This window comes from Belnapia sp. AC561 (genome assembly GCF_979252845.1).
This window is the reverse complement of record NZ_CEEDBP010000017.1, coordinates 61,890-79,306: the sequence shown is the minus strand read 5'-3', so window position 1 is coordinate 79,306 and position 17,417 is coordinate 61,890. Positions and strand designations below refer to the sequence as shown.

Genomic DNA, 17,417 nt, shown 5'->3' with positions numbered 1-17,417 from the left:
CATCCTTGCCGAGGGCCAGGACGAAGGGTCAGGAAAAGGAATCCCGCATGACCCTGTCCCGACGCCACCTGCTTGCCGCCGCCCCGCTGCTTGGCCTCAGCGCCACCCCCCTGCTGGCCCAGGGCCGGCCGCTGCGCTGCGCCGTCGGCCCCTTCCAGCCGACCGCCGGCGATACCCGCCGGGCCTACGAGCCCTTCTTCGGCCATCTGGCGAGGGCGCTCGGCCGGCCGCTGGAGCTGACCGTCACCACCGACTGGGCCGGGATCGCCGTGGCGCTCTCGACCGGCCAGGTGGATGTCGCCTGGATGGGTCCCTGGGGCTATGTCCTCGCCAAGGACCGCGCCAATGCCGAGGCGCTGGCGGTGGTCTGCTACCAGGGCAAGCCGACCTACCAGGCCATCATCATCGCCCGGCCCGGGCTGGCGATCACCCGCTTCCCCGAGGATGCCCGCGGCTTCTCGATCTCCTTCGCCGATGCCGGCTCGACCAGCGGCTGGCTGATCCCGCACTACTGGTTCAAGACCCAGGGCATCGATCCGCGCAGCTACTTCAGGTACCGCGACGGCGCCTCCCACCCCGCCAACGACCTCGCGGTGGCGAATGGCCAGGTCGACCTCGCCACCGACTACGACCGCAACCTCGCCGCGATGATCGCCGCCGGCCGGGTACGGGAGGCCGACGTGAAGGTCGTCTGGCGCTCCGAGCCGCTGCCCAACGACGCGCTGGCGGTCCGCGCCGACCTCGACGCCGGGCTGAAGACGGCGCTGCGCGAGGCCGCGCTGGCGATCGGGCCGGAGCAGGCGGCCCAGGTCATGCCCCCCAACTACACCGGCTGGATCGCCGCGAAGCCCGACAGCTATGCGTTGATCGAGGCGGCCGGCCGGGCGCTCGGGCGGATCGGCGGCGGGTGACACGGCGGATTGCCAAAAGGGCGGCCTGGGTCCTGGGGCTGGTGGCGGTGAACGCCGCCTGCATCCTGGTGGTCGAGCCCGACCTGCCGCGGCTGCTGGCCGGGCTGCCGCGGCTCGGCCGCTGGCTGGCGGGCGCCTTCCCGCCGGATTTCTCCGGCCTCGACGACCTGCTGCGCCGCGCCGCCGAGACGGTCGCCATCGCCACCCTCGGTACCAGCGTGGCAGCCTGCCTTGCCCTGCCGCTGACCCTGTTCGCGGCGCGGCCGATCGTGCCCTGGCCGCCGCTGTATCATCCGGTGCGGGCGCTGCTCGATGCGCTGCGCGGGATCGACGGCTTCGTCTTCGCACTGATCTTCGTCGCCGCGGTCGGGCTCGGCCCCTTCGCCGGCATGCTCGGCGTCGCGCTGCATTCCGCCGGCTCCATCGCCAAGCTCTGGTCGGAGGCGCTGGAGGCCGCCGACCTCGCCCCGGTCGAGGCGGCGCTGACCGCGGGTGCCAGCCGCGCCCAGGCGGCCGCCGTGGTGCTGCTGCCGGAGACCCTGCCGCAGACCAGCTCCGCCTTGCTCTACGTGTGGGAGTTCAATATCCGCGCCTCCACCGTGCTCGGCCTGGTCGGCGCCGGCGGTCTGGGGCAGGAGCTGAAGAATGCGGTGGACCTGCTGGATTTCGCCCGGGTGCTCGCCATCCTGATCCTCATCGTCGCCCTGGTCATGACCGCCGACCGCCTCTCCGCGGCGCTGCGCCGGCGCCTGCTTTGATGCTGGAGACGCGCCGGGGACTGATAGCGGACGAGATCGATGTGCAGCTCGGCGGACGGCCGGTGCTGCGCGGCGTCGCGGTCTCCGTCGCGCCGGGAGAGGTGGTGGCGCTGGAAGGCGCCTCGGGCGCCGGCAAGACGACGCTGCTGCGGGCGCTGGCCGGGCTGCTGCCGCATGGCGGCAGCGTCGCCTCGGGCGGGGTGCGGCCGGCGCTGGTCTTCCAGCAGCATGCCCTGGCCGGGCGGCTCAGCGCCGAGGCCAACGTGCTGGTCGGCGCGCTCGGCCGCTGCGGCTTCTGGCCTCCCGCGCTCGGGCTCTGGCCGGCGGCGGAGCGGCGGGCGGCGGCGGATTGCCTCGCCGAGGTCGGACTGGAAGGCTTCGGCGACCGCCGCGCCGCCCATCTCTCCGGCGGCCAGCGCCAGCGCGTCGCGGTCGCCCGGGCGCTGCTGCAGCGGGCGCCGGTGCTGCTGGCGGATGAGCCGGTGGCGAGCCTCGACCCGGAGAATGCGGCCATGGTGCTGGGCCTGCTGCGCCACCTGGCCCGCGGCCGCGGCCTGGCGGTGCTGGTCGCGCTGCACCAGCCCGGCCTGGCGGCGCAATTCGCCGACCGGCGGCTGCGCCTGGAAGACGGCAGGATCAGCGAGGCATGATGGACATCGACGCCCCTTTGCTCTGCTTCGGCGGGCCCTATTCCAACCTCCAGGCGCTGCGGGCGCTGCTGGCCGAGGCGGCGCGGCGCGGCATCCCGCCCGGGCGCATGCTCTGCACCGGCGACGTCGTCGCCTATTGCGCCGATGCGGCGGCGACGCTGGACCTGATGATGGCCAGCGGCATCGCCACGGTGATGGGCAATTGCGAGGAAAGCCTCGCCCAGGGCGGCGAGGATTGCGGTTGCGGCTTCGAGGCAGGCACCGCCTGCGACCTGCTGTCGCGCGGCTGGTTCGCCCATGCCGCCTCCCAGGTCGGCCCGCGCCACCGCGCCTGGATGGCGGCCCTGCCGCGGCGGATCGACCTGCGGCTCGGCGGGCGGCGGCTGGCGGCGATCCATGGCGGCGCCGGCAGCATCAACCGCTTCCTCTTCGCCTCTGCCCCCGATGCGGTGCTGGCCGGGGAGATCGCGGCGACCGGCGCGGAGGGCGTCATCGCCGGCCATTGCGGGATGCCCTTCACCCGGCTGGTCGGTACCAGGCTTTGGCACAATGCCGGGGCCATCGGCATGCCGGCCGATGACGGCACGCCGCGCGCCTGGTTCTCCCTGCTGATCCCGGAGGCCGGGGCGATCCGCATCGAGCATCATGCGCTCGACTACGACCATGCCGGCGCCGCCGCTGCGATGCGCGCGGCCGGGCTCACCGGCGGCTATGCCGAGGCGCTGGGCAGCGGCCATTGGCCGAGCGGCGACGTGCTGCCGGAGGCCGAGCGGGCCCGCCGCGGCCGGCGCCTCGACCCGCCCGCCACGACCTGGACGCCGGGCTTGCCCTAGCCGCCCGTCACGCCCAGCATCCCCGCCAGGGGAGGCCAGCATGACCGAATTCGACAGGCCCATGAGGAGCCGGCGTGGCGCATTGCGCGCTGGTATCGCGCTCGGCCTAGGCAGTGCCGCCCTGGCCCGGGCGGAAACGGTGACCCTGCCCTTCGGCAATGGCGAGCGGCCGCTGGTCCCCTATCCGCAGAAGCGCCCGCTGATCCGCCTGACGGCGCGGCCGCCGCAGCTCGAGACGCCCTTCGCCGTCTACGACGAGGGGCTGATCACCCCCAACGATGCCTTCTTCGTCCGCTATCACCTCGCCGGCAACGTGCCGCCGCAGGGGCTGGACCCGGAAACCTTCCGGCTATCCGTGCAGGGCGCGGTGCGCACCCCGCTGTCGCTTTCCCTCGCGGACCTCAAGGCCATGCCGGTCACCGAGATCGTCGCGGTCAACCAGTGCTCCGGCAATAGCCGCGGCTTCTCCGAACCGCGCGTCGCCGGCGGCCAAGCGGCGCATGGGCTGATGGGCAATGCCCGCTGGCGCGGCGTGGCGCTGAAGGCGGTGCTCGACCGCGCCGGCCTCGCCGCCGGTGCCGTGCAGGTCAGCTTCAACGGGCTGGATGAGCCGGTGGCGCCGGATACGCCGGATTTCACCAAGGCGCTCGACCTCGACCATGCGCGGGACGGGGAGGTGATGCTGGCCTGGGCGATGAACGGCGCCGACCTGCCGATGCTGAACGGCTTTCCGCTGCGGCTGGTGGTGCCGGGCACCTACGGCACCTATTGGGTCAAGCACCTGCATGAGATCACCGTGCTGGACAGGCCTTCCGACAGCTTCTGGATGACCTCGGCCTATCGCATCCCGGACAATGACTGCGCCTGCGTCCCCCCCGGCACGGCGGCGCCGAAGACCCGGCCGATCGGCCGCTACAATGTCCGCAGCTTCATCACCGCCCCGGCGGCGGGGCGGGTGCCGGCCGGGCGGCCTGTCGCCATCCGCGGCATCGCCTTCGATGGCGGCGCCGGCATCGCCCGGGTGGAGGTCTCGGCCGATGGTGGCCAGCACTGGACCGAGGCGACGCTGGGCGAGGAGCTCGGCAAGTTTTCCTTCCGCGGTTTCGCGGTGACCCTGCCGCTGCCGGCTGGCGAGCACCGGCTGATGTCGCGCGCCACCAGCCGCGACGGCAGCACCCAGCCGCTGGAGCCGCGGTGGAATCCGCCCGGCTACATGCGCAACGTGGTCGAGGCCGTCGCCGTGACGGCGGCCTGAGGAGGATGGCCATGCGCAGCCTCATCCTCGCCGCCGCCCTGGCCGCGGCACCGGCCCTGGCCGGTGCCGCGGCGAAGCCGGTCACCTACGACATGCCGGAGGAAACCCTGGAACTGGCCCCGGGGCCGGGGCGGGAGGCCGCGGCGGTCTGCGCCGCCTGCCATTCCGTGGACTACATCGCCACCCAGCCGCGCGGCCTGCGCGACCCTGCCGCCTTCTGGACCGCCGAGGTGGCCAAGATGCGCCACAGCTACGGCGCGCCGATCGAGGCGGCGGATATGCCCGCCATCGTGGACTACCTGGTCGCCGCCTACGGCCAGTGACGCCTATTGCAGCAGGCGGCCAGGGACCGGCTGCGGCGCCGTCGCCTGGTGCGGTACCGCGATGTCGTAGGTGCCGAACAGCGCCGCGACCGCGCCGGCCGCGCGCAGCGCCGGCGTGCGGTTGCCCGGCAAGACCCAGTCGTCCAGTTCGTCGAGCGCCGCCAGCAGGTCGCTCGCCTGCAGGGCGCCGATGATCCGCAGCAGCCCCTCCTCGTCCCGGCCGACCTGGGGGCAGGAACAGCCGCGGATATCGAGCGGGCGGCGGCGGGACTGCATGACCAGGGTCATGAAGGAGCCATAGGCCGTGGCCGCCTCCGCCGGCAGGCTGGCCAGGGCGAAGATATGCCGCCAATCCGGCGTCTCGTCCCGGGCGGCCGGGTCCGGCCGCAGCGCCGCCGTCCAGGCGCGGGAGACGCCGATGACGAAGAGCGCCTCGGCTTCCAGCGAGAGAACCGGCCTGCCCGGCGCCGCGGCTTCGTCCTGGTCGTGGTGGCAGTCTGCCATGCCTGCATGTCTCCCCCGGAGGCTTGCCAGCATATATGCTATTAAGAGTCATTCGCAATAAGCGCGACCGGGCGAAACCCCATTGCGCCGCCCGGTTCGATTTGCGAGCGTCGCGGCGGTTGCGGCCTGCAGGACCAGGAGAGGGACGGCTGATTTGCTGGATGGCGCGGATGGGACGGGGCCGGGGAACCGCTCCGGGCAGGGCATGAGCGGCGCGACGATGGGCCCGAGGCACGGCGTCGCCTGGCGGGCCTTGAGCATCGCCGTGGCCCTGGTCGGCTGGAGCCATCTGGCATCCCCCTGGGGCCCGGATTTCCGCCAGACGGTTGCCGGCCGCGCCGCCCGCATCAGCGCGGCCAGCCAGGTCGGCGATGCCGGGGGCGATGAGCGCCGCCGCCGCGAAAGCCGCCTGCGCCGCGCCCTGCTGGGCAATGGCTACCGGTTGATGCGCACCCGGCTGCGGCAGGTGCCCGCGCATCTCGGCGGTTACCTCGTCGTGGAATTCGCCTCCGGCCGGGTCGTCGTCGGCGGCGAGCCGCGGCCCTTCGCCGCCCGGCTTGAGGAGGTGGAGGCCTGGTACCGCCACGAGGGGCCCGGCAGCGCCACCGGCTGAGGCGTCGCGCTCAATCCGCGTAATGCGTCGGCAGCGCCGTGGTGTACTTGATCCGCTCCATCGAGAAGCTGGAACTCACGTCCAGCAGGTCGCCGATGCTGATCAGCCGCTTGTAGATGCTGTCATAGGCGGCGATATCCGGCACCACGACGCGCAGCAGGTAGTCCACCGTCCCGCTCATCCGGTGGAATTCCACCACCTCGGGGATGGCGGCGACATGGCGGCAGAAGGCCGCCGCCCAATCCGCATTGTGCCGGCTGGTGCGGATGCTGACGAAGACCGTCACGCCGACCCGCAGCATCGCCGCATCCAGCAGCGCCACCCGGCGCTGGATGACCCTGGCCTCCTCCAGCCGGCGGATGCGGCGCCAGCAGGGGGAGGGGGAGAGGCCGGCACGATCCGCCACCTCCGCCACGGAAAGCGTCGCATCTTCCTGCAGGGCGGCAAGGATGGCCCGGTCTATTCCATCCAGCTGCAATACCATGCCCGAAATCCCGCCTTTAATGGAATACGATGCCCCAAGCTGCCCTGGCGGGGTGCATGTTTGCAATCATTTCTCAGGCAAGGGCATGCAGACTGGCGCCACTCCAGAGATAAGGCAGATTCCCATGGCGCGCTGGTCCTTCACCCACCACCCCGAGGCCGTCGGCGAAACCTACCTCGAGCACATGGCGACGGCCGGCAGCTTCGGCTGGCGCATGCTCGGCGCCTCGATGGCCTGCTTCGCGCATGCCATCATGCCCTTCTGCTTCGAGAAGACCGGCTCCACCACCATCCGCGAGCTGCATGACCGGATGGTGGTCAACCGCCACCGCGCCGCGTGCGGAAGCCTAGCCCCAGGGCCTAACCACGGTCCTTCAGCATCCGCCGGGCGATCGCCATGCGGTGCACCTCGGTCGGACCCTCGTAGATCCGCTGCACCCGGACCTGGTTGGCCATGAGCTGCAGCGGCAGCTCCTTGGTCATGCCCATGGCGCCGAAGGTCTGCATGGCATTGTCCAGCACCTCCTGCGCCATCTCGGTCGCATAGACCTTCAGCATCGAGGCCTCGGTGCGGACATCCTGGCCGGCGGTCATCTTGGCCGCGGCGTCGCGCACCATCAGCCGGGTGATGTGGATCTTGGTCGCGGCCTCGGCGATCCACCACTGGATGGCCTGGCGATCGGCCAGCTTCACCCCGAAGGTGACGCGGTTCTTCGCCTGCTCGCACATCATCTCCAGCGCGCGGCGGGCCATGCCGGTGCAGCGGGCGCCCATCTGCAGCCGGCGGACGTTCAGCCGCAGCTGCATCGGCGCATAGCCGGCGCCGAGCTGGCCCAGGATCTGCCGCTCGTGCACCCGGCAATCCTCGAAGACCAGCTCATAGGTGCGGCGGCCGCCGATCATCGGGATCTCGCGCTCGATGATGAAGCCCGGGGTGCCGCGCTCGACGATGAAGGCGGTGACGCCCTCCTGCCGCTTCCCTTCGCCGGTGCGGGCCATGAGGATGATGAAATCCGCCCGCGGCACGCCGCTGACCCAGATCTTCCGCCCGTTGATGACCCAGTCGTCGCCATCCTTCACCGCCCGGGTGGTCATCCCCGCCGGGTCGCCGCCGGCGCCGGGCTCGGAGATGGCGATGGAGGAGCGCATCTCGCCGCGGGCATAGGGGTCGAGGTACTTGGCCCGCTGCTCGGGGTTGGCGACCGCCAGCAGCATGTGCAGGTTCGGGCTGTCGGGCGGGAAGATGAAGGGGGTGACGGTGCGGCCCATCTCCTCCTCGATCGCCATCAAGGCGGAAACCGGCAGGTCCGCCCCGCCGTATTCCTCCGGCACGTCGAGCCCGACCAGGCCGAGCTCCCGGCACTTGGCCAGCAGCGGGGCCTCCTCCGCCTCGGTCAGCCCATACTTGCCGCCTTCCGACTCCCGCTTCAGCACCGCGGCCTCCAGCGGCATCAGGTCGCGCTCGACGAATTTGGCCACGAGGTCGCGCACCATGCGGTGCTCTTCGGCCAGGGCCGGAATGGCGCCGCCGTCGGTATCCTGGGACATCTGTCCTCTCCCCTGAGAAACTTGCCCCCAGGCTAGACCCGGAGGGCAGGGGCGCCAAGTTGGGGGCGGCCCTCCGGAGAGGTGGGGCCTATCGCGCCGCTGCGAAGGCCAGAAGATCGGCCAGGGCGAGCGACCCGCCGCTCGCCAGCGGCAGCGCCGTGGCGCCCGCCGCCAGCATCGCCGCCAGCGCATCCCGCAGGGTGGCATCGGCCGGCAGCGGCTCGCCCGGCGCCGTCTCCGCCCGCGCCGGCAGGGCCGCGAGGGGGAACAGCGAGAGCCGCAGCAGCAGCCGGTCGGCGCCGAGGAATTCCGCGGCGAAGCCATCCGCCGGCTGCGCCAGCATCGCCGCCGCCGGGGCATGCTGCACCAGCCGCCCATCCCGCAGCAGCGCCACCGCATCGCCCAGCCGCACCGCCTCGGCCACGTCATGGGTCACGATCAGCACGGTCTTCCGCAACTGCAGCAGCAGCCGCAGCACCTCCTCCTGCAGCCGGCCGCGCACCACCGGGTCCACCGCGCCGAAGGGCTCGTCCATCAGCAGCACCGGCGGGTCCCCGGCCAGGGCCCGGGCGACGCCGACCCGCTGCCGCTCCCCGCCCGAGAGCTGGTGCGGCCGGCGCCCGGCGAAGCGGGCGGGGTCGAGCCCGACCAGCGCCAGCACCTCCTCCACCCGCCGCGCGGTCCGCGCCGCATCCCAGCCCAGCAGCTTCGGCACCGTGGCGACGTTCGCGGCGACGCTCCAGTGCGGAAACAGCCCGACATCCTGGATGACGTAGCCGATGCGCCGTCGCAGCGTCACCGCATCCATCCGCAGCGCGTCCTCGCCGCCGATGCGGATGGACCCGGCGCTCGGCTCGACCAGCCGGTTCACCATCCGCAGCAGCGTGGTCTTGCCGGAGCCGCTGGGGCCGATCAGCGCGCAGCTCGTCCCCTCCGGCACCGCCAGCGCGACATCGGCCACCGAGTCGCGGTCGGCGCCCGGCCAGCGCTTGGAGAGGCCGCGGATCTCGATCATGCGCCACGGACCCTATTCGCAAGATGGCGTTCCAGCAGGCCGAGCCCGGCCTCCGTCCCCAGGGCGAGCGCCGCGATGGCCAGCGCCCCCACCAGCATCCGCCCGGTATCCAGCAGCGCCAGGCCCTGCGTCACCAGATCCCCCAGCCCGCCGCCGCCGATGAAGGTCGCCAGCGCCGCCGCCGAGACCACCTGCACCGCGGCGACCCGGAGGCCGGAGAAGATCAGCGGTGCCGCCAGCGGCAGCTCGACCCGGGTGGCCCGCTGCCAGGCCGTCATGCCGAGCCCGCGCGCTGCATCCAGTGCCGCCGGATCGGCACCGCGGATGCCGGTCACGGTATTCACCAGCACCGGCGGCAAGGCCAGCAGGGCCAGCGCCAGTACCGAGGGGGTGAAGCCGACGCCGAGCAGCGGCAGCAGCGCCGCCAGTACCGCAAGGCTCGGGATGGTCCTGAGCGCCCCGGCAACCGCGATCGCCGCTTCCGCCGCCCGCGGCCGATGCGCCACGACGATGCCGGCCGGCAGGGCGACGGCGACGCCGATGGCGAGGCCGACCAGCGAGAGCAGCAAGTGGTCGCCGACGGCTTCGAGGAAGGTGCCGGGATTGGCGCGCAGCCAGCTGGTGGCCTGGGTCCAGACCTCCATCAGGCGGTCGCCGGCAGACGGCGCTGCACCGCGCCCAGTGCCTGGTCGATCAGCAGCGCCATCGCGGTCACCAGTCCGGCCCCGACCAGGATCTTCTCGGTGTGCCCCTGGTCCAGCCCGCTGAGGATCAGCGTCCCCAACCCACCCGCGCTGATATAGGCCGCGACCGTCGCCGCCGAGACCACGGTGACCGAGGCCACCCGCAGCCCGCCCAGCAGCGCCGGCAGCGCCAGCGGCAGTTCCACCTTGAACAGCCGCTGCACCGGGGTCAGCCCCATGCCCTCTGCCGCATCGAGCACTGCCGGCGGCACCCCGGCCAGGCCGGCGACCAGCGCCCGCAGCAGGATCGGCACGGCATAGCTCACCAGCGCCAGCAGCGCCGGAGCGAAGCCCAGCCCCAGCACCGGCACCAGCAGGGCGAAGACCGCGAGCGTCGGCAGCGAATAGAGCACCGAGGCCGTCCCCAGCACCGCCGCCCGCAGCCGCGGCCGCCGCGCCACCACCAGCCCCAGCGGCAGCGCCACCGCCAGCGCCAGCAGCAGCGAGGCCGCCACCAGCCCGGCATGCGTCAGCAGCGCGGTGCCGATGGTATCGAGGTTGCGCCCGGTCCAGCGCATCAGCCGAGCCCCTGCTGCGCCAGGAAGCGGGCGGCCACCTCGCGCGGCTCCTCGCCATCCTGGTCCACCTGGCGGTTCAGCTCCTGCATCACCGGATTGTCCAGCTTCGCCCCGACGGCCAGCAAGGGTGCGGCGAGGCCGGGGAATTCCCGCAGCGCCGCCTGCCGCACCACGGGGGCGAGCTGGTAGGGCGGCCAGAGCGCCTTGTCGTCCCGCAGCACGGGGTAGCCGCCGACCGCGATCTGCCAATCCGTCGCATAGGCATTCACCACATCCGCCTGGCCATGCTGCAGGGCGGCATAGCGGAGCCCGAGCGCGGCGAACTGCCGGAAGCGGCGGAAGGCCATGCCATAGACCCGCCGCAGCCCCGGGAGCCCGTCGGCCCGGTCGGCGAATTCATTGCCGGCCGCGAGCGTCAGCTCCGGCGCGGCGCGGGCCAGATCCGACAGGGTCGCCAACCCATGCTTCCGTGCCGTCGCCGGCAGCACCAGCAGCGCATTGCCGTTGTCGATCCCCGAAGGCTCCAGCCAGTCCAGCCCCATCGGCGCATAGCCGGCGCGGACCTTGGCGAGGATGGTCGGCGCATCCCCCTCCGGCGGCTGCTTCAACACCACGCCAAGCCCGGTGCCGGTATATTCCGGATAAAGGTCGATCTCCCCCGCCAGCAGCGCCTGCTGGGCGATGGCGGTGCCGCCGAGGTTCACCCGCCGCTCCACCCGCGCCCCGGATTTCTCCAGCGCCTGGGCGTATAATTCCGCAACCACCAATTGCTCGGTGAAGTTCTTGGAGCCGACGCGCAGCAGCACCGCCGCCCGGGCACGCCGCAAGGCCGGCAGGGCCAGCGCCGCCCCGAGGATGACCCGTCTGTTCATGCCGCCAGCCTAACGCAAGCGATGCGGATTCGGTCATGGGCTTTCCGCCCGCCGCCGGCCCGGACTAGGCTGCCCGGCATGAGCGACGATCTGGCCGACCTGCGCGTGGTGGTCCCCGAGACGCGGGAGCTGGAAGTGCTGGCCCGCATGCTGGAACGCCAGGGCGCCACCGCGCTGCGCTGCCCGCTGGTTGCCATCATCGATGCCGCCGACCCCGCCCCGATCGAGGCCTGGCTCCGCCGCTTCATCGAGACGCCGCCCGACGATTTGATCCTGCTGACCGGGGAGGGGCTGACCCGCCTGCTGGGCGTCGCCGCCCGCGCCGGGATCGAGCCCGAGTTCCGCGCCGCCCTGGCCCGGACCCGCCGCATCTGCCGCGGCCCGAAGCCCAGCGGCCGCCTCCGCAGCATCGGCCTGACGCAGGACCTTGCGCCGGAGCCGCCGACCACCGCGGGCATCATCGCCGGCCTGCAGGCGCAGCCCATGGCCGGCCGCCGCGTCGCGGTGCAGCTCTACCCGGACAATCCCAATGCGCCGCTGCTGGACTTTCTCGCCGCGGCCGGGGCATCCGCCGACCCCATCCTGCCCTATGCCTATGCCAGTAGCGCCGAGGATGCCCGGGTGCTGGAAACGCTGGAGGGCATGGCGGCCGGGAAGGTGGACCTGGTGGTCTTCACCAGCACGCCGCAGGTCCGGCGGCTGGTGGCGCTGGCCGAGGCCGCCGGCCGGCAGGCCATGCTGGCCGAGGCGCTTGCCCGCACCCGCATCGCGGCCGTCGGGCCGGTCGTCGCGGCGGCGGTCGAGGCCGCCGGCGGCAGGGTGGCGGTGATGCCGGAGGACAGCTTCCACATGAAGCCGATGGTCACCGCCATCCTGGCCGCGCTGCGCTAGACCCCGCCGGTCTTGTGGATCGGGTCGATCCACAGCACGGTCTCCGGCTTCTCCGCCGCCTCGATGTCGAGGTTGACGACCACCGCCTCGTTGTCCGAGCGCACCAGCACGCAGGACAGCGTCTCCTCCGTGCTGGCGTTGATCTCCTGGTGCGGCACATAGGGCGGGATGAAGATGAAGTCGCCCGGCCCGGCCTCGGCGGTGAATTCCAGGTTCTCGCCCCAGCGCATCCGCGCCCGGCCGCTGACGATGTAGATCACGCTCTCCAGCGCGCCGTGGTGATGCGCCCCGGTCTTGGCATCGGGGTGGATATGCACGGTGCCGGCCCAGATCTTCTGCGCGCCGACGCGGGCGGCATTGATCGCGGCAGCGCGGTTCATGCCCGGGGTCTGCGCGGTATTGGCGTCCAGGCTATTGCCCGGGATCACCTTGACGCCGGAATGCTTCCAGCCGTCCGGCGGCAGGTCGTGGGAATGGTGGCCGTCATGCGGCATGGCGGGTGCTCCTCGTGCTCGGCCCGATATAGTACCGGACCGCATGTGGTAACAGCCGCCAACACGTTCCGTGTGCGTGCCATTACATCCCGGCGAAAAGCTCGGTCGAGAGATAGCGCTCGGCGAAGGAGGGCGCGATGCCGACCACCAGCTTGCCGCGCAGCGCCGGATCCCGCGCCTCGGCCAGCAGTGCATGCAGCATGGCGCCGGAGGAAATGCCGACCGGCAGCCCCTCGAGCTGGGCGCAGCGGCGGGCGGCGGCGATCGCCTCCCGCTCCCCCACGCGGACCACGCCATCGAGCAGGTCCAGGTCCAGCACCCCCGGCTTGAAGCCGGCACCGATGCCCTGGATGCCGTGCGGGCCCGGCTCGTCGCCGGACAGCACCGCGCTTTCCGCCGGTTCCACGCCGATGATGCGCAGGCCCGGCCGCCGCGGCTTCAGCGCCCGGGCGATGCCGGTCAGCGTCCCGCCGGTGCCGAGGCCGCCGATCACCACGTCCACCTCGCCGGCGGTATCCACCCAGATCTCCTCGGCGGTGGTCGCGGCATGGATATCCGGGTTCGCCGGGTTGTCGAATTGCTTCGGCATCCAGGCGCCCGGCGTCGCGGCGACGATCGCCTCCGCCCGGCCGATCGCCCCCGCCATGCCGCGGCGGGACTGGGTCAGCTCCAGCTCCGCCCCCATCAGCCGCATCATCTTGCGCCGCTCGATGCTGGCGCCATCCGGCATCACCACGATCAGCTTGTAGCCCTTGGCAGCGGCGACGAAAGCGAGCGCGATGCCGGTATTGCCGGATGTCGGCTCCACCAGCGTGGAATGGCCGGGGCGGATCAGCCCCTCGCGCTCGGCGGCCTCCACCATCGCCAGGCCGATGCGGTCCTTCACCGAACCCAGCGGATTGAAGAATTCCAGCTTGATGGCGATGTCGGCCGCCAGCCCATCCGCCGCCCGCAGCCGGGGCAGCCGGACCAGCGGCGTCGCGCCGATCAACTCCAGCACGCTGCCGTAGATTTTTCCGCGTGGGGTGCAGGATTCGGTGGTCATGCGGAGGGCGGTACCACGATTTCCCGGCGCGGTTCAGGGGAAAACTGCCTCGCTTCCGCCCCGGCCGGGAGCATGCCAAGCTTCGCCCCGAGGAAACGGAAAAGACATGACACAAGCGCAAACCGCGCCGCATCGCATCGCCGTGGCCGGCATCGTCGCCCCGCGTTCGGTCGCCGTCATCGGCGCATCGGACGACGTCGGCAAATTCGGCGGCCGGGTGATCCACTACCTGATCAAGCATGGCTACGGCGGCCGGCTGCTGCCGATCAACCCGAACCGCGCCACCATCCGCGGGCTGCCGGCCTATGCCTCCGTCAGCTTGGCGCCCGGCCCGATCGACGTGGCGATCCTCGCGGTGCCGGTCGCGCATCTGCTGCGCCAGGTGGAGGATTGCGCCGCCGCCGGCGTCGGCGCCTGCATCATCATCACCGGCAAGCTGGCGGATGCGGGGGCCGAGGGCGCCGCGCTGCAGGACCGCGTCCTGGCGGTGGCGCAGGCGGCGGGGATGCGGCTGGTCGGGCCGAATTGCCTCGGCATCTTCAACTTCACCGACCGCGCGCTGCTCTCCTCCAGCCTCGGCCTCGACGTGGATGCGCTGAAGCCGGGCGGCATCGGCATGGTCAGCCAGTCCGGCGCGCTGATGGGCACGCTGGTCTCGCTCGGCCAACGCTACGGCGCCGGCTTCAGCCGCTGCATCTCGGTCGGCAATCAGGCCGACCTCGAACTGTGTGACTTCCTCGACTACCTCATCGAGGACCCCGCCACCCGGGTCATCACCCTCTATGTCGAAGGCCTGCGCGACCCCGCCCGCTTCGCCCCGCTGCTGCGCCGGGCGCGCGCCGCGGGCAAGCCGGTGCTCTGCGTCAAGGCCGGCCGCTCGGCCGAGGGCGCCCAGGCGGCGCGCAGCCATACCGCCAGCCTGGCCGGTTCCTTCGCCGCCTTCGAGGCGCTGTGCCGCGACGCCGGGGCGGTGCTGCTGGAGGATCCCGCCGCCATGGTCTTCGCCGCCGATGCACTGGACCGGCTGCCGCGCCTGCCGCGGGCCGGGCTGGGGTTGGCGGTCATCGCCTCCTCCGGCGGCAGCACCGTGACCACGGCGGACATGCTGCCGGCCGCCGGGCTGCGGCTGGCGAGCATGTCGGCGGCGACCCGCGCCACCCTCGGCCGCTTCATGCCGGAGAGCCATATCCACCTGCCGCTCGATACCGGCAGCTTCGACGAGGGCACCTCCGAGGGGGGCCTGGAAGCCTGCATCCGCGCCTTCATGGCCGACCCCGACATCGGTGCCGTCGTCGTGCCGATGACGACGCAGCCGGCCATGGCCCCGCGCGCCCGGCTGCTGCCGCCGCTGGCGCGCGAGGGCGACCGCCCGCTGCTCTACGTCATGACCGCCGGCGAGGTCGGCAACGACGCCCGCCAGGCAATGCGCGACGCCGACTTCCCCTTCCTCGACCGCGTCGCCGATGCGCTGGCGGTGCTGCGGGCGCTGGAGGCCGAGGCCGCCGGCCGCGACCGTGCCGGCCTGCCGCCCCCCGCGCGCCCCGCCGGCGCCGGCCCCGCGCCCAGCCTGCCATCAGGCGCGTTGACCGAGGCGGAGGCCAAGCGCCTCGCCGCCGCCTATGGCATCCCGGTGACGCGGGAGACGCTGGCGACGGATGCCGGGTCCGCCGTCGCCGCGGCCGAGACCATCGGCTATCCGGTGGTGCTGAAGGGCGTCAGCCGCGCCGTGGTCCACAAATCCGACCTCGGCCTGGTCAAGCTGCGCCTCGCCGATGCCGCCGCGGTCCGCGCTGCCTTCGCCGAGATCGCCGCCGTGCTGCCGGAGCGCGAGGGCGTGCTGGTGCAGGAAATGGCCCGCGGCGAGGCGGAGCTGATCCTCGGCGCCCGCTTCGAGCCGGGCTTCGGCCCGCTGGTCCTCATCGGCTTCGGCGGCGTGCTGGTGGAGGTGCTGGCCGACGTCCAGCTCGCCCCCGCGCCGCTGCGTCCGGCGGATGCCGAGGCCATGCTGCGCCGCCTGAAGCTCTGGCCGGTGCTGGCCGGGGTGCGCGGCCGGCCGGCCCTCGACGTGGCGGCGGCGGTGGATGCCCTGGTGCGGCTATCCTGGCTGGCCGCCGACCTCGGGCCGCGGCTGGTCGAGATGGACCTCAACCCCATCCTGCTGCGGGCAGCGGGGGAGGGGGCGATCGCCGTCGATGCCCGCGCCACATTGGCGGAGGCCCTGGCATGAGACTTCCCCGTCGTACCCTGCTGGCCGGGCTGGCCGCACCCTCGCTGGCACGGGCGCAAGGCGCTTGGCCGAACCGGCCGATCACCCTGATCGTCCCCTATCCGCCGGGCGGCAGCACCGACAATGTCTCCCGCCCCATCGCCCCGCGGCTCGGCGAGATCCTCGGCCAGAGCGTGCTGATCGAGAATCGCGGCGGCGCCGGCGGCTCGATCGGCGCCGCCGTCGTGGCCCAGGCCAAGCCGGATGGCTATACCCTGCTGGTCTGGCCGACCGCGATCATGACCATCAGCCCCCACATGATGCGGCTGCCCTACGACCCGCAGAAGGACTTCGAGCCGTTGGCCCTGCTGGCCACGGCCGATGCCGCCGTTGCCATGCACCCGAAGGTGCCGGTGCGGGACCTCCAGGGATTGGTCGCCTATGCCAGGGCCAATCCCGGCAAGCTGCGCTTCAGCTCCGCCGGCAACGGCACCATCACCCAGATGACCGGCGAGATTTTCGCCAATGCCGCCGGCATCAAGATCGAGCATGTCCCCTACCGCGGCTCCGCCCCGGCGTTGACCGCGCTGCTGGCTGGCGACGTGGAACTGCAATTCGATCCCATCGCCACGCCCGCGGTGAAGGACGGCAGGCTGATCGGCCTCGCCACCACCGGCGAGACCCGTTCCCCCGAATTGCCCGACCTGCCGACGCTGCGCGAGGCCGGCTACTACGGCGAGGGTGGCATCTCCTTCCACGCACTCGCCGGCCCCGCCGGCCTGCCGGCCGAGGTGAAGGCCCGGCTGCTGCCGGCGCTGGAACAGGTGCTGGCCATGCCGGAGGTCGCGCGCATCATGGCCCCCGTGGGCCTCAGGCCGCATTTCGAAAGCGGCGAGACTTTCGCCCGGCGCATCGCCCGCGACCGGGACATCTTCGAGGACGCGGTGCGCCGCACGGGAGCCAAGGTCGAATGAGCGAGTCACACATCAAGGAATCCCATATCAAGGTTTGGGACGACGGTCCGGTCCGCATCGTCGCGCTGAACCGCCCGGACAAGGGCAATGCCATCACCAAGCGGATGGCTGAGGAAATCCAGGCGGCGATGCAGGAATTCGCCGCCTCCGAGCAGCGCGTCGCGGTGCTGACGGCGATGGGCACCAAGGCCTTCTCCTTCGGCGCCGACGTCGGCGAGCCGCCGGAGCTCTGGCGCGCCGTGCCCAATGTCGGCTGGCAGACCGACAAGCCGCTGATCTGCGCGGTGGAGGGCTGGTGCATCGGCGGCGCCATGGTGCTGGCGATGATGGCCGACCTCGCGGTCATCGGCGCCAAGGGCAAATTCTACTACCCCGAGGCCAAGCTCGGCCTGACCGGCGGCATGATCGCCGCGCTGCCCTCCCGCATCCCGCATAAATTCGCCATGGAGCTGATGCTGCTCTGTCGCATCTTCGACGCCGAGAAATGCGAGCGCGTCGGCCTGGTGAACGAGGTGGTACCGGAAGGCGAGGCGCTGGCCCGGGCCATCGAATGGGGCAAGGAGATCGCCGGCTTCGCCCCGCTGGTCACCCATGCGATCAAGCGCATGGTGCTGGACGACATCCTGCCGCGCGGCCCTTCCGAGCAATGGGCGCTGCAGCTTCAGCGGCTCAGCGGCATCCGGGATTCGGAGGATTTCAAGGAAGGCGTCGCCGCCTTCCGCGACAAGCGGCCGCCGCAGTTCAAGGGCGAATAGCCTGCCCTGAATGCGGGCGGCCCTGG

21 protein-coding genes are annotated in these 17,417 nt (G+C 72.3%); 12 read left to right on the top strand and 9 right to left on the bottom strand.

Annotated features, from left to right (window positions below; all coding sequences use genetic code 11):
• Positions 1-47 precede the first annotated feature (47 nt).
• The 6 genes from AC0IW9_RS15570 (at position 48) to sorB (ending at position 4,730) form a co-directional block, all read left to right on the top strand.
• On the top strand, positions 48-911 hold the full coding sequence (locus AC0IW9_RS15570) for a phosphate/phosphite/phosphonate ABC transporter substrate-binding protein (protein WP_471649189.1): 864 nt from the start codon (positions 48-50) through the stop codon (positions 909-911).
• Positions 908-1,669: a phosphonate ABC transporter, permease protein PhnE gene (gene phnE, locus AC0IW9_RS15565; protein WP_471649188.1), complete on the top strand. Its 762-nt coding sequence runs from the start codon at positions 908-910 to the stop codon at positions 1,667-1,669. The genes AC0IW9_RS15570 and phnE overlap by 4 nt, the downstream gene beginning before the upstream one ends.
• A complete protein-coding gene (locus AC0IW9_RS15560) occupies positions 1,669-2,319 on the top strand; it encodes a phosphonate ABC transporter ATP-binding protein (protein WP_471649187.1) in 651 nt (216 codons plus the stop codon). Before phnE ends, AC0IW9_RS15560 begins: the two co-directional genes overlap by 1 nt.
• The gene (locus tag AC0IW9_RS15555) at positions 2,316-3,152 is read left to right on the top strand and encodes a metallophosphoesterase family protein (protein ID WP_471649186.1); all 837 of its coding nucleotides are present in this window, start codon (positions 2,316-2,318) and stop codon (positions 3,150-3,152) included. The genes AC0IW9_RS15560 and AC0IW9_RS15555 overlap by 4 nt, the downstream gene beginning before the upstream one ends.
• An 82-nt stretch (positions 3,153-3,234) precedes the next feature.
• Positions 3,235-4,407, top strand: coding sequence for a SorA family sulfite dehydrogenase catalytic subunit (sorA, locus tag AC0IW9_RS15550; RefSeq protein WP_471649185.1), 1,173 nt, complete (start codon positions 3,235-3,237; stop codon positions 4,405-4,407).
• A gap of 11 nt (positions 4,408-4,418) precedes the next feature.
• On the top strand, positions 4,419-4,730 hold the full coding sequence (sorB, locus tag AC0IW9_RS15545; protein WP_471649184.1) for a SorB family sulfite dehydrogenase c-type cytochrome subunit: 312 nt from the start codon (positions 4,419-4,421) through the stop codon (positions 4,728-4,730).
• Between the two features lie 3 nt (positions 4,731-4,733).
• Here sorB and AC0IW9_RS15540 read toward each other — a convergent pair whose 3' ends face one another.
• Positions 4,734-5,234 (bottom strand): hypothetical protein, encoded by a 501-nt coding sequence (locus AC0IW9_RS15540; RefSeq protein WP_471649183.1) that lies wholly within the window; start codon positions 5,232-5,234, stop codon positions 4,734-4,736.
• Positions 5,235-5,439: 205 nt separating this feature from the next.
• On the opposite strand from AC0IW9_RS15540, the gene AC0IW9_RS15535 reads away from it, so the two are divergent.
• The gene (locus AC0IW9_RS15535; protein ID WP_471649182.1) at positions 5,440-5,847 is read left to right on the top strand and encodes a hypothetical protein; all 408 of its coding nucleotides are present in this window, start codon (positions 5,440-5,442) and stop codon (positions 5,845-5,847) included.
• A gap of 10 nt (positions 5,848-5,857) precedes the next feature.
• On the opposite strand, the gene AC0IW9_RS15530 is transcribed toward AC0IW9_RS15535, so the two are convergent.
• Complete coding sequence (locus tag AC0IW9_RS15530) at positions 5,858-6,331, bottom strand: Lrp/AsnC family transcriptional regulator (protein WP_471649181.1); 474 nt, start codon at positions 6,329-6,331, stop codon at positions 5,858-5,860.
• On the opposite strand from AC0IW9_RS15530, the gene AC0IW9_RS15525 reads away from it, so the two are divergent.
• A complete protein-coding gene (locus AC0IW9_RS15525; RefSeq protein WP_471649180.1) occupies positions 6,297-6,788 on the top strand; it encodes a DUF6356 family protein in 492 nt (163 codons plus the stop codon). The two genes, AC0IW9_RS15530 and AC0IW9_RS15525, sit on opposite strands and share 35 nt — an antisense overlap.
• Here AC0IW9_RS15525 and AC0IW9_RS15520 read toward each other — a convergent pair.
• The 5 genes from AC0IW9_RS15520 to AC0IW9_RS15500 all read right to left on the bottom strand — a co-directional run bounded on the left by AC0IW9_RS15520 (position 6,691) and on the right by AC0IW9_RS15500 (position 11,026).
• Positions 6,691-7,878, bottom strand: coding sequence for an acyl-CoA dehydrogenase family protein (locus tag AC0IW9_RS15520; protein ID WP_471649179.1), 1,188 nt, complete (start codon positions 7,876-7,878; stop codon positions 6,691-6,693). The genes AC0IW9_RS15525 and AC0IW9_RS15520 overlap by 98 nt on opposite strands.
• Before the next feature lie 88 nt (positions 7,879-7,966).
• Positions 7,967-8,893: an ABC transporter ATP-binding protein gene (locus tag AC0IW9_RS15515; protein ID WP_471649178.1), complete on the bottom strand. Its 927-nt coding sequence runs from the start codon at positions 8,891-8,893 to the stop codon at positions 7,967-7,969.
• Entirely contained in the window at positions 8,890-9,537 is a 648-nt protein-coding gene (locus AC0IW9_RS15510) for an ABC transporter permease (protein WP_471649177.1), read from the bottom strand. Before AC0IW9_RS15510 ends, AC0IW9_RS15515 begins: the two co-directional genes overlap by 4 nt.
• Positions 9,537-10,154, bottom strand: a complete 618-nt coding sequence (locus tag AC0IW9_RS15505) for an ABC transporter permease (RefSeq protein ID WP_471649176.1) — start codon at positions 10,152-10,154, stop codon at positions 9,537-9,539. The genes AC0IW9_RS15510 and AC0IW9_RS15505 overlap by 1 nt, the downstream gene beginning before the upstream one ends.
• Positions 10,154-11,026: a glycine betaine ABC transporter substrate-binding protein gene (locus AC0IW9_RS15500; protein ID WP_471649175.1), complete on the bottom strand. Its 873-nt coding sequence runs from the start codon at positions 11,024-11,026 to the stop codon at positions 10,154-10,156. Before AC0IW9_RS15500 ends, AC0IW9_RS15505 begins: the two co-directional genes overlap by 1 nt.
• Before the next feature lie 78 nt (positions 11,027-11,104).
• Here AC0IW9_RS15500 and AC0IW9_RS15495 point away from each other — a divergent pair, with 78 nt between their 5' ends.
• Positions 11,105-11,917: a uroporphyrinogen-III synthase gene (locus tag AC0IW9_RS15495; protein WP_471649174.1), complete on the top strand. Its 813-nt coding sequence runs from the start codon at positions 11,105-11,107 to the stop codon at positions 11,915-11,917.
• On the opposite strand, the gene AC0IW9_RS15490 is transcribed toward AC0IW9_RS15495, so the two are convergent.
• Positions 11,914-12,411 (bottom strand): cupin domain-containing protein, encoded by a 498-nt coding sequence (locus tag AC0IW9_RS15490; RefSeq protein ID WP_471649173.1) that lies wholly within the window; start codon positions 12,409-12,411, stop codon positions 11,914-11,916. The two genes, AC0IW9_RS15495 and AC0IW9_RS15490, sit on opposite strands and share 4 nt — an antisense overlap.
• An 82-nt stretch (positions 12,412-12,493) precedes the next feature.
• On the bottom strand, positions 12,494-13,456 hold the full coding sequence (cysK, locus tag AC0IW9_RS15485) for a cysteine synthase A (protein WP_471649172.1): 963 nt from the start codon (positions 13,454-13,456) through the stop codon (positions 12,494-12,496).
• A 106-nt stretch (positions 13,457-13,562) separates the two neighbouring features.
• On the opposite strand from cysK, the gene AC0IW9_RS15480 reads away from it, so the two are divergent.
• The 3 genes from AC0IW9_RS15480 to AC0IW9_RS15470 are packed head-to-tail and all read left to right on the top strand — an operon-like array spanning position 13,563 to position 17,391.
• Positions 13,563-15,683 carry an acetate--CoA ligase family protein gene (locus AC0IW9_RS15480; RefSeq protein WP_471649171.1) on the top strand — a complete coding sequence of 707 codons (2,121 nt, stop codon included), beginning with the start codon at positions 13,563-13,565 and terminating at the stop codon, positions 15,681-15,683.
• Positions 15,680-16,636, top strand: coding sequence for a Bug family tripartite tricarboxylate transporter substrate binding protein (locus AC0IW9_RS15475; RefSeq protein ID WP_471649170.1), 957 nt, complete (start codon positions 15,680-15,682; stop codon positions 16,634-16,636). Before AC0IW9_RS15480 ends, AC0IW9_RS15475 begins: the two co-directional genes overlap by 4 nt.
• Complete coding sequence (locus tag AC0IW9_RS15470) at positions 16,633-17,391, top strand: enoyl-CoA hydratase/isomerase family protein (RefSeq protein ID WP_471649169.1); 759 nt, start codon at positions 16,633-16,635, stop codon at positions 17,389-17,391. Before AC0IW9_RS15475 ends, AC0IW9_RS15470 begins: the two co-directional genes overlap by 4 nt.
• Positions 17,392-17,417: the final 26 nt, after the last annotated feature.

Bases quoted from the DNA above. Each gene is read 5' to 3' on its own strand.
- AC0IW9_RS15495 (WP_471649174.1), top strand. From the start codon at position 11,105: ATGAGCGACGATCTGGCCGACCTGCGCGTGGTGGTCCCCGAGACGCGG.
- AC0IW9_RS15530 (WP_471649181.1), bottom strand. From the start codon at position 6,331: ATGGTATTGCAGCTGGATGGAATAGACCGGGCCATCCTTGCCGCCCTG.
- AC0IW9_RS15500 (WP_471649175.1), bottom strand. From the start codon at position 11,026: ATGAACAGACGGGTCATCCTCGGGGCGGCGCTGGCCCTGCCGGCCTTG.
- cysK (WP_471649172.1), bottom strand. From the start codon at position 13,456: ATGACCACCGAATCCTGCACCCCACGCGGAAAAATCTACGGCAGCGTG.
- AC0IW9_RS15490 (WP_471649173.1), bottom strand. From the start codon at position 12,411: ATGCCGCATGACGGCCACCATTCCCACGACCTGCCGCCGGACGGCTGG.
- AC0IW9_RS15540 (WP_471649183.1), bottom strand. From the start codon at position 5,234: ATGGCAGACTGCCACCACGACCAGGACGAAGCCGCGGCGCCGGGCAGG.
- AC0IW9_RS15510 (WP_471649177.1), bottom strand. From the start codon at position 9,537: ATGGAGGTCTGGACCCAGGCCACCAGCTGGCTGCGCGCCAATCCCGGC.
- AC0IW9_RS15560 (WP_471649187.1), top strand. From the start codon at position 1,669: ATGCTGGAGACGCGCCGGGGACTGATAGCGGACGAGATCGATGTGCAG.
- sorB (WP_471649184.1), top strand. From the start codon at position 4,419: ATGCGCAGCCTCATCCTCGCCGCCGCCCTGGCCGCGGCACCGGCCCTG.
- AC0IW9_RS15520 (WP_471649179.1), bottom strand. From the start codon at position 7,878: ATGTCCCAGGATACCGACGGCGGCGCCATTCCGGCCCTGGCCGAAGAG.
- AC0IW9_RS15505 (WP_471649176.1), bottom strand. From the start codon at position 10,154: ATGCGCTGGACCGGGCGCAACCTCGATACCATCGGCACCGCGCTGCTG.
- AC0IW9_RS15535 (WP_471649182.1), top strand. From the start codon at position 5,440: ATGAGCGGCGCGACGATGGGCCCGAGGCACGGCGTCGCCTGGCGGGCC.
- AC0IW9_RS15475 (WP_471649170.1), top strand. From the start codon at position 15,680: ATGAGACTTCCCCGTCGTACCCTGCTGGCCGGGCTGGCCGCACCCTCG.
- AC0IW9_RS15515 (WP_471649178.1), bottom strand. From the start codon at position 8,893: ATGATCGAGATCCGCGGCCTCTCCAAGCGCTGGCCGGGCGCCGACCGC.
- AC0IW9_RS15480 (WP_471649171.1), top strand. From the start codon at position 13,563: ATGACACAAGCGCAAACCGCGCCGCATCGCATCGCCGTGGCCGGCATC.
- AC0IW9_RS15470 (WP_471649169.1), top strand. From the start codon at position 16,633: ATGAGCGAGTCACACATCAAGGAATCCCATATCAAGGTTTGGGACGAC.
- AC0IW9_RS15555 (WP_471649186.1), top strand. From the start codon at position 2,316: ATGATGGACATCGACGCCCCTTTGCTCTGCTTCGGCGGGCCCTATTCC.
- AC0IW9_RS15570 (WP_471649189.1), top strand. From the start codon at position 48: ATGACCCTGTCCCGACGCCACCTGCTTGCCGCCGCCCCGCTGCTTGGC.
- AC0IW9_RS15525 (WP_471649180.1), top strand. From the start codon at position 6,297: ATGGCCCGGTCTATTCCATCCAGCTGCAATACCATGCCCGAAATCCCG.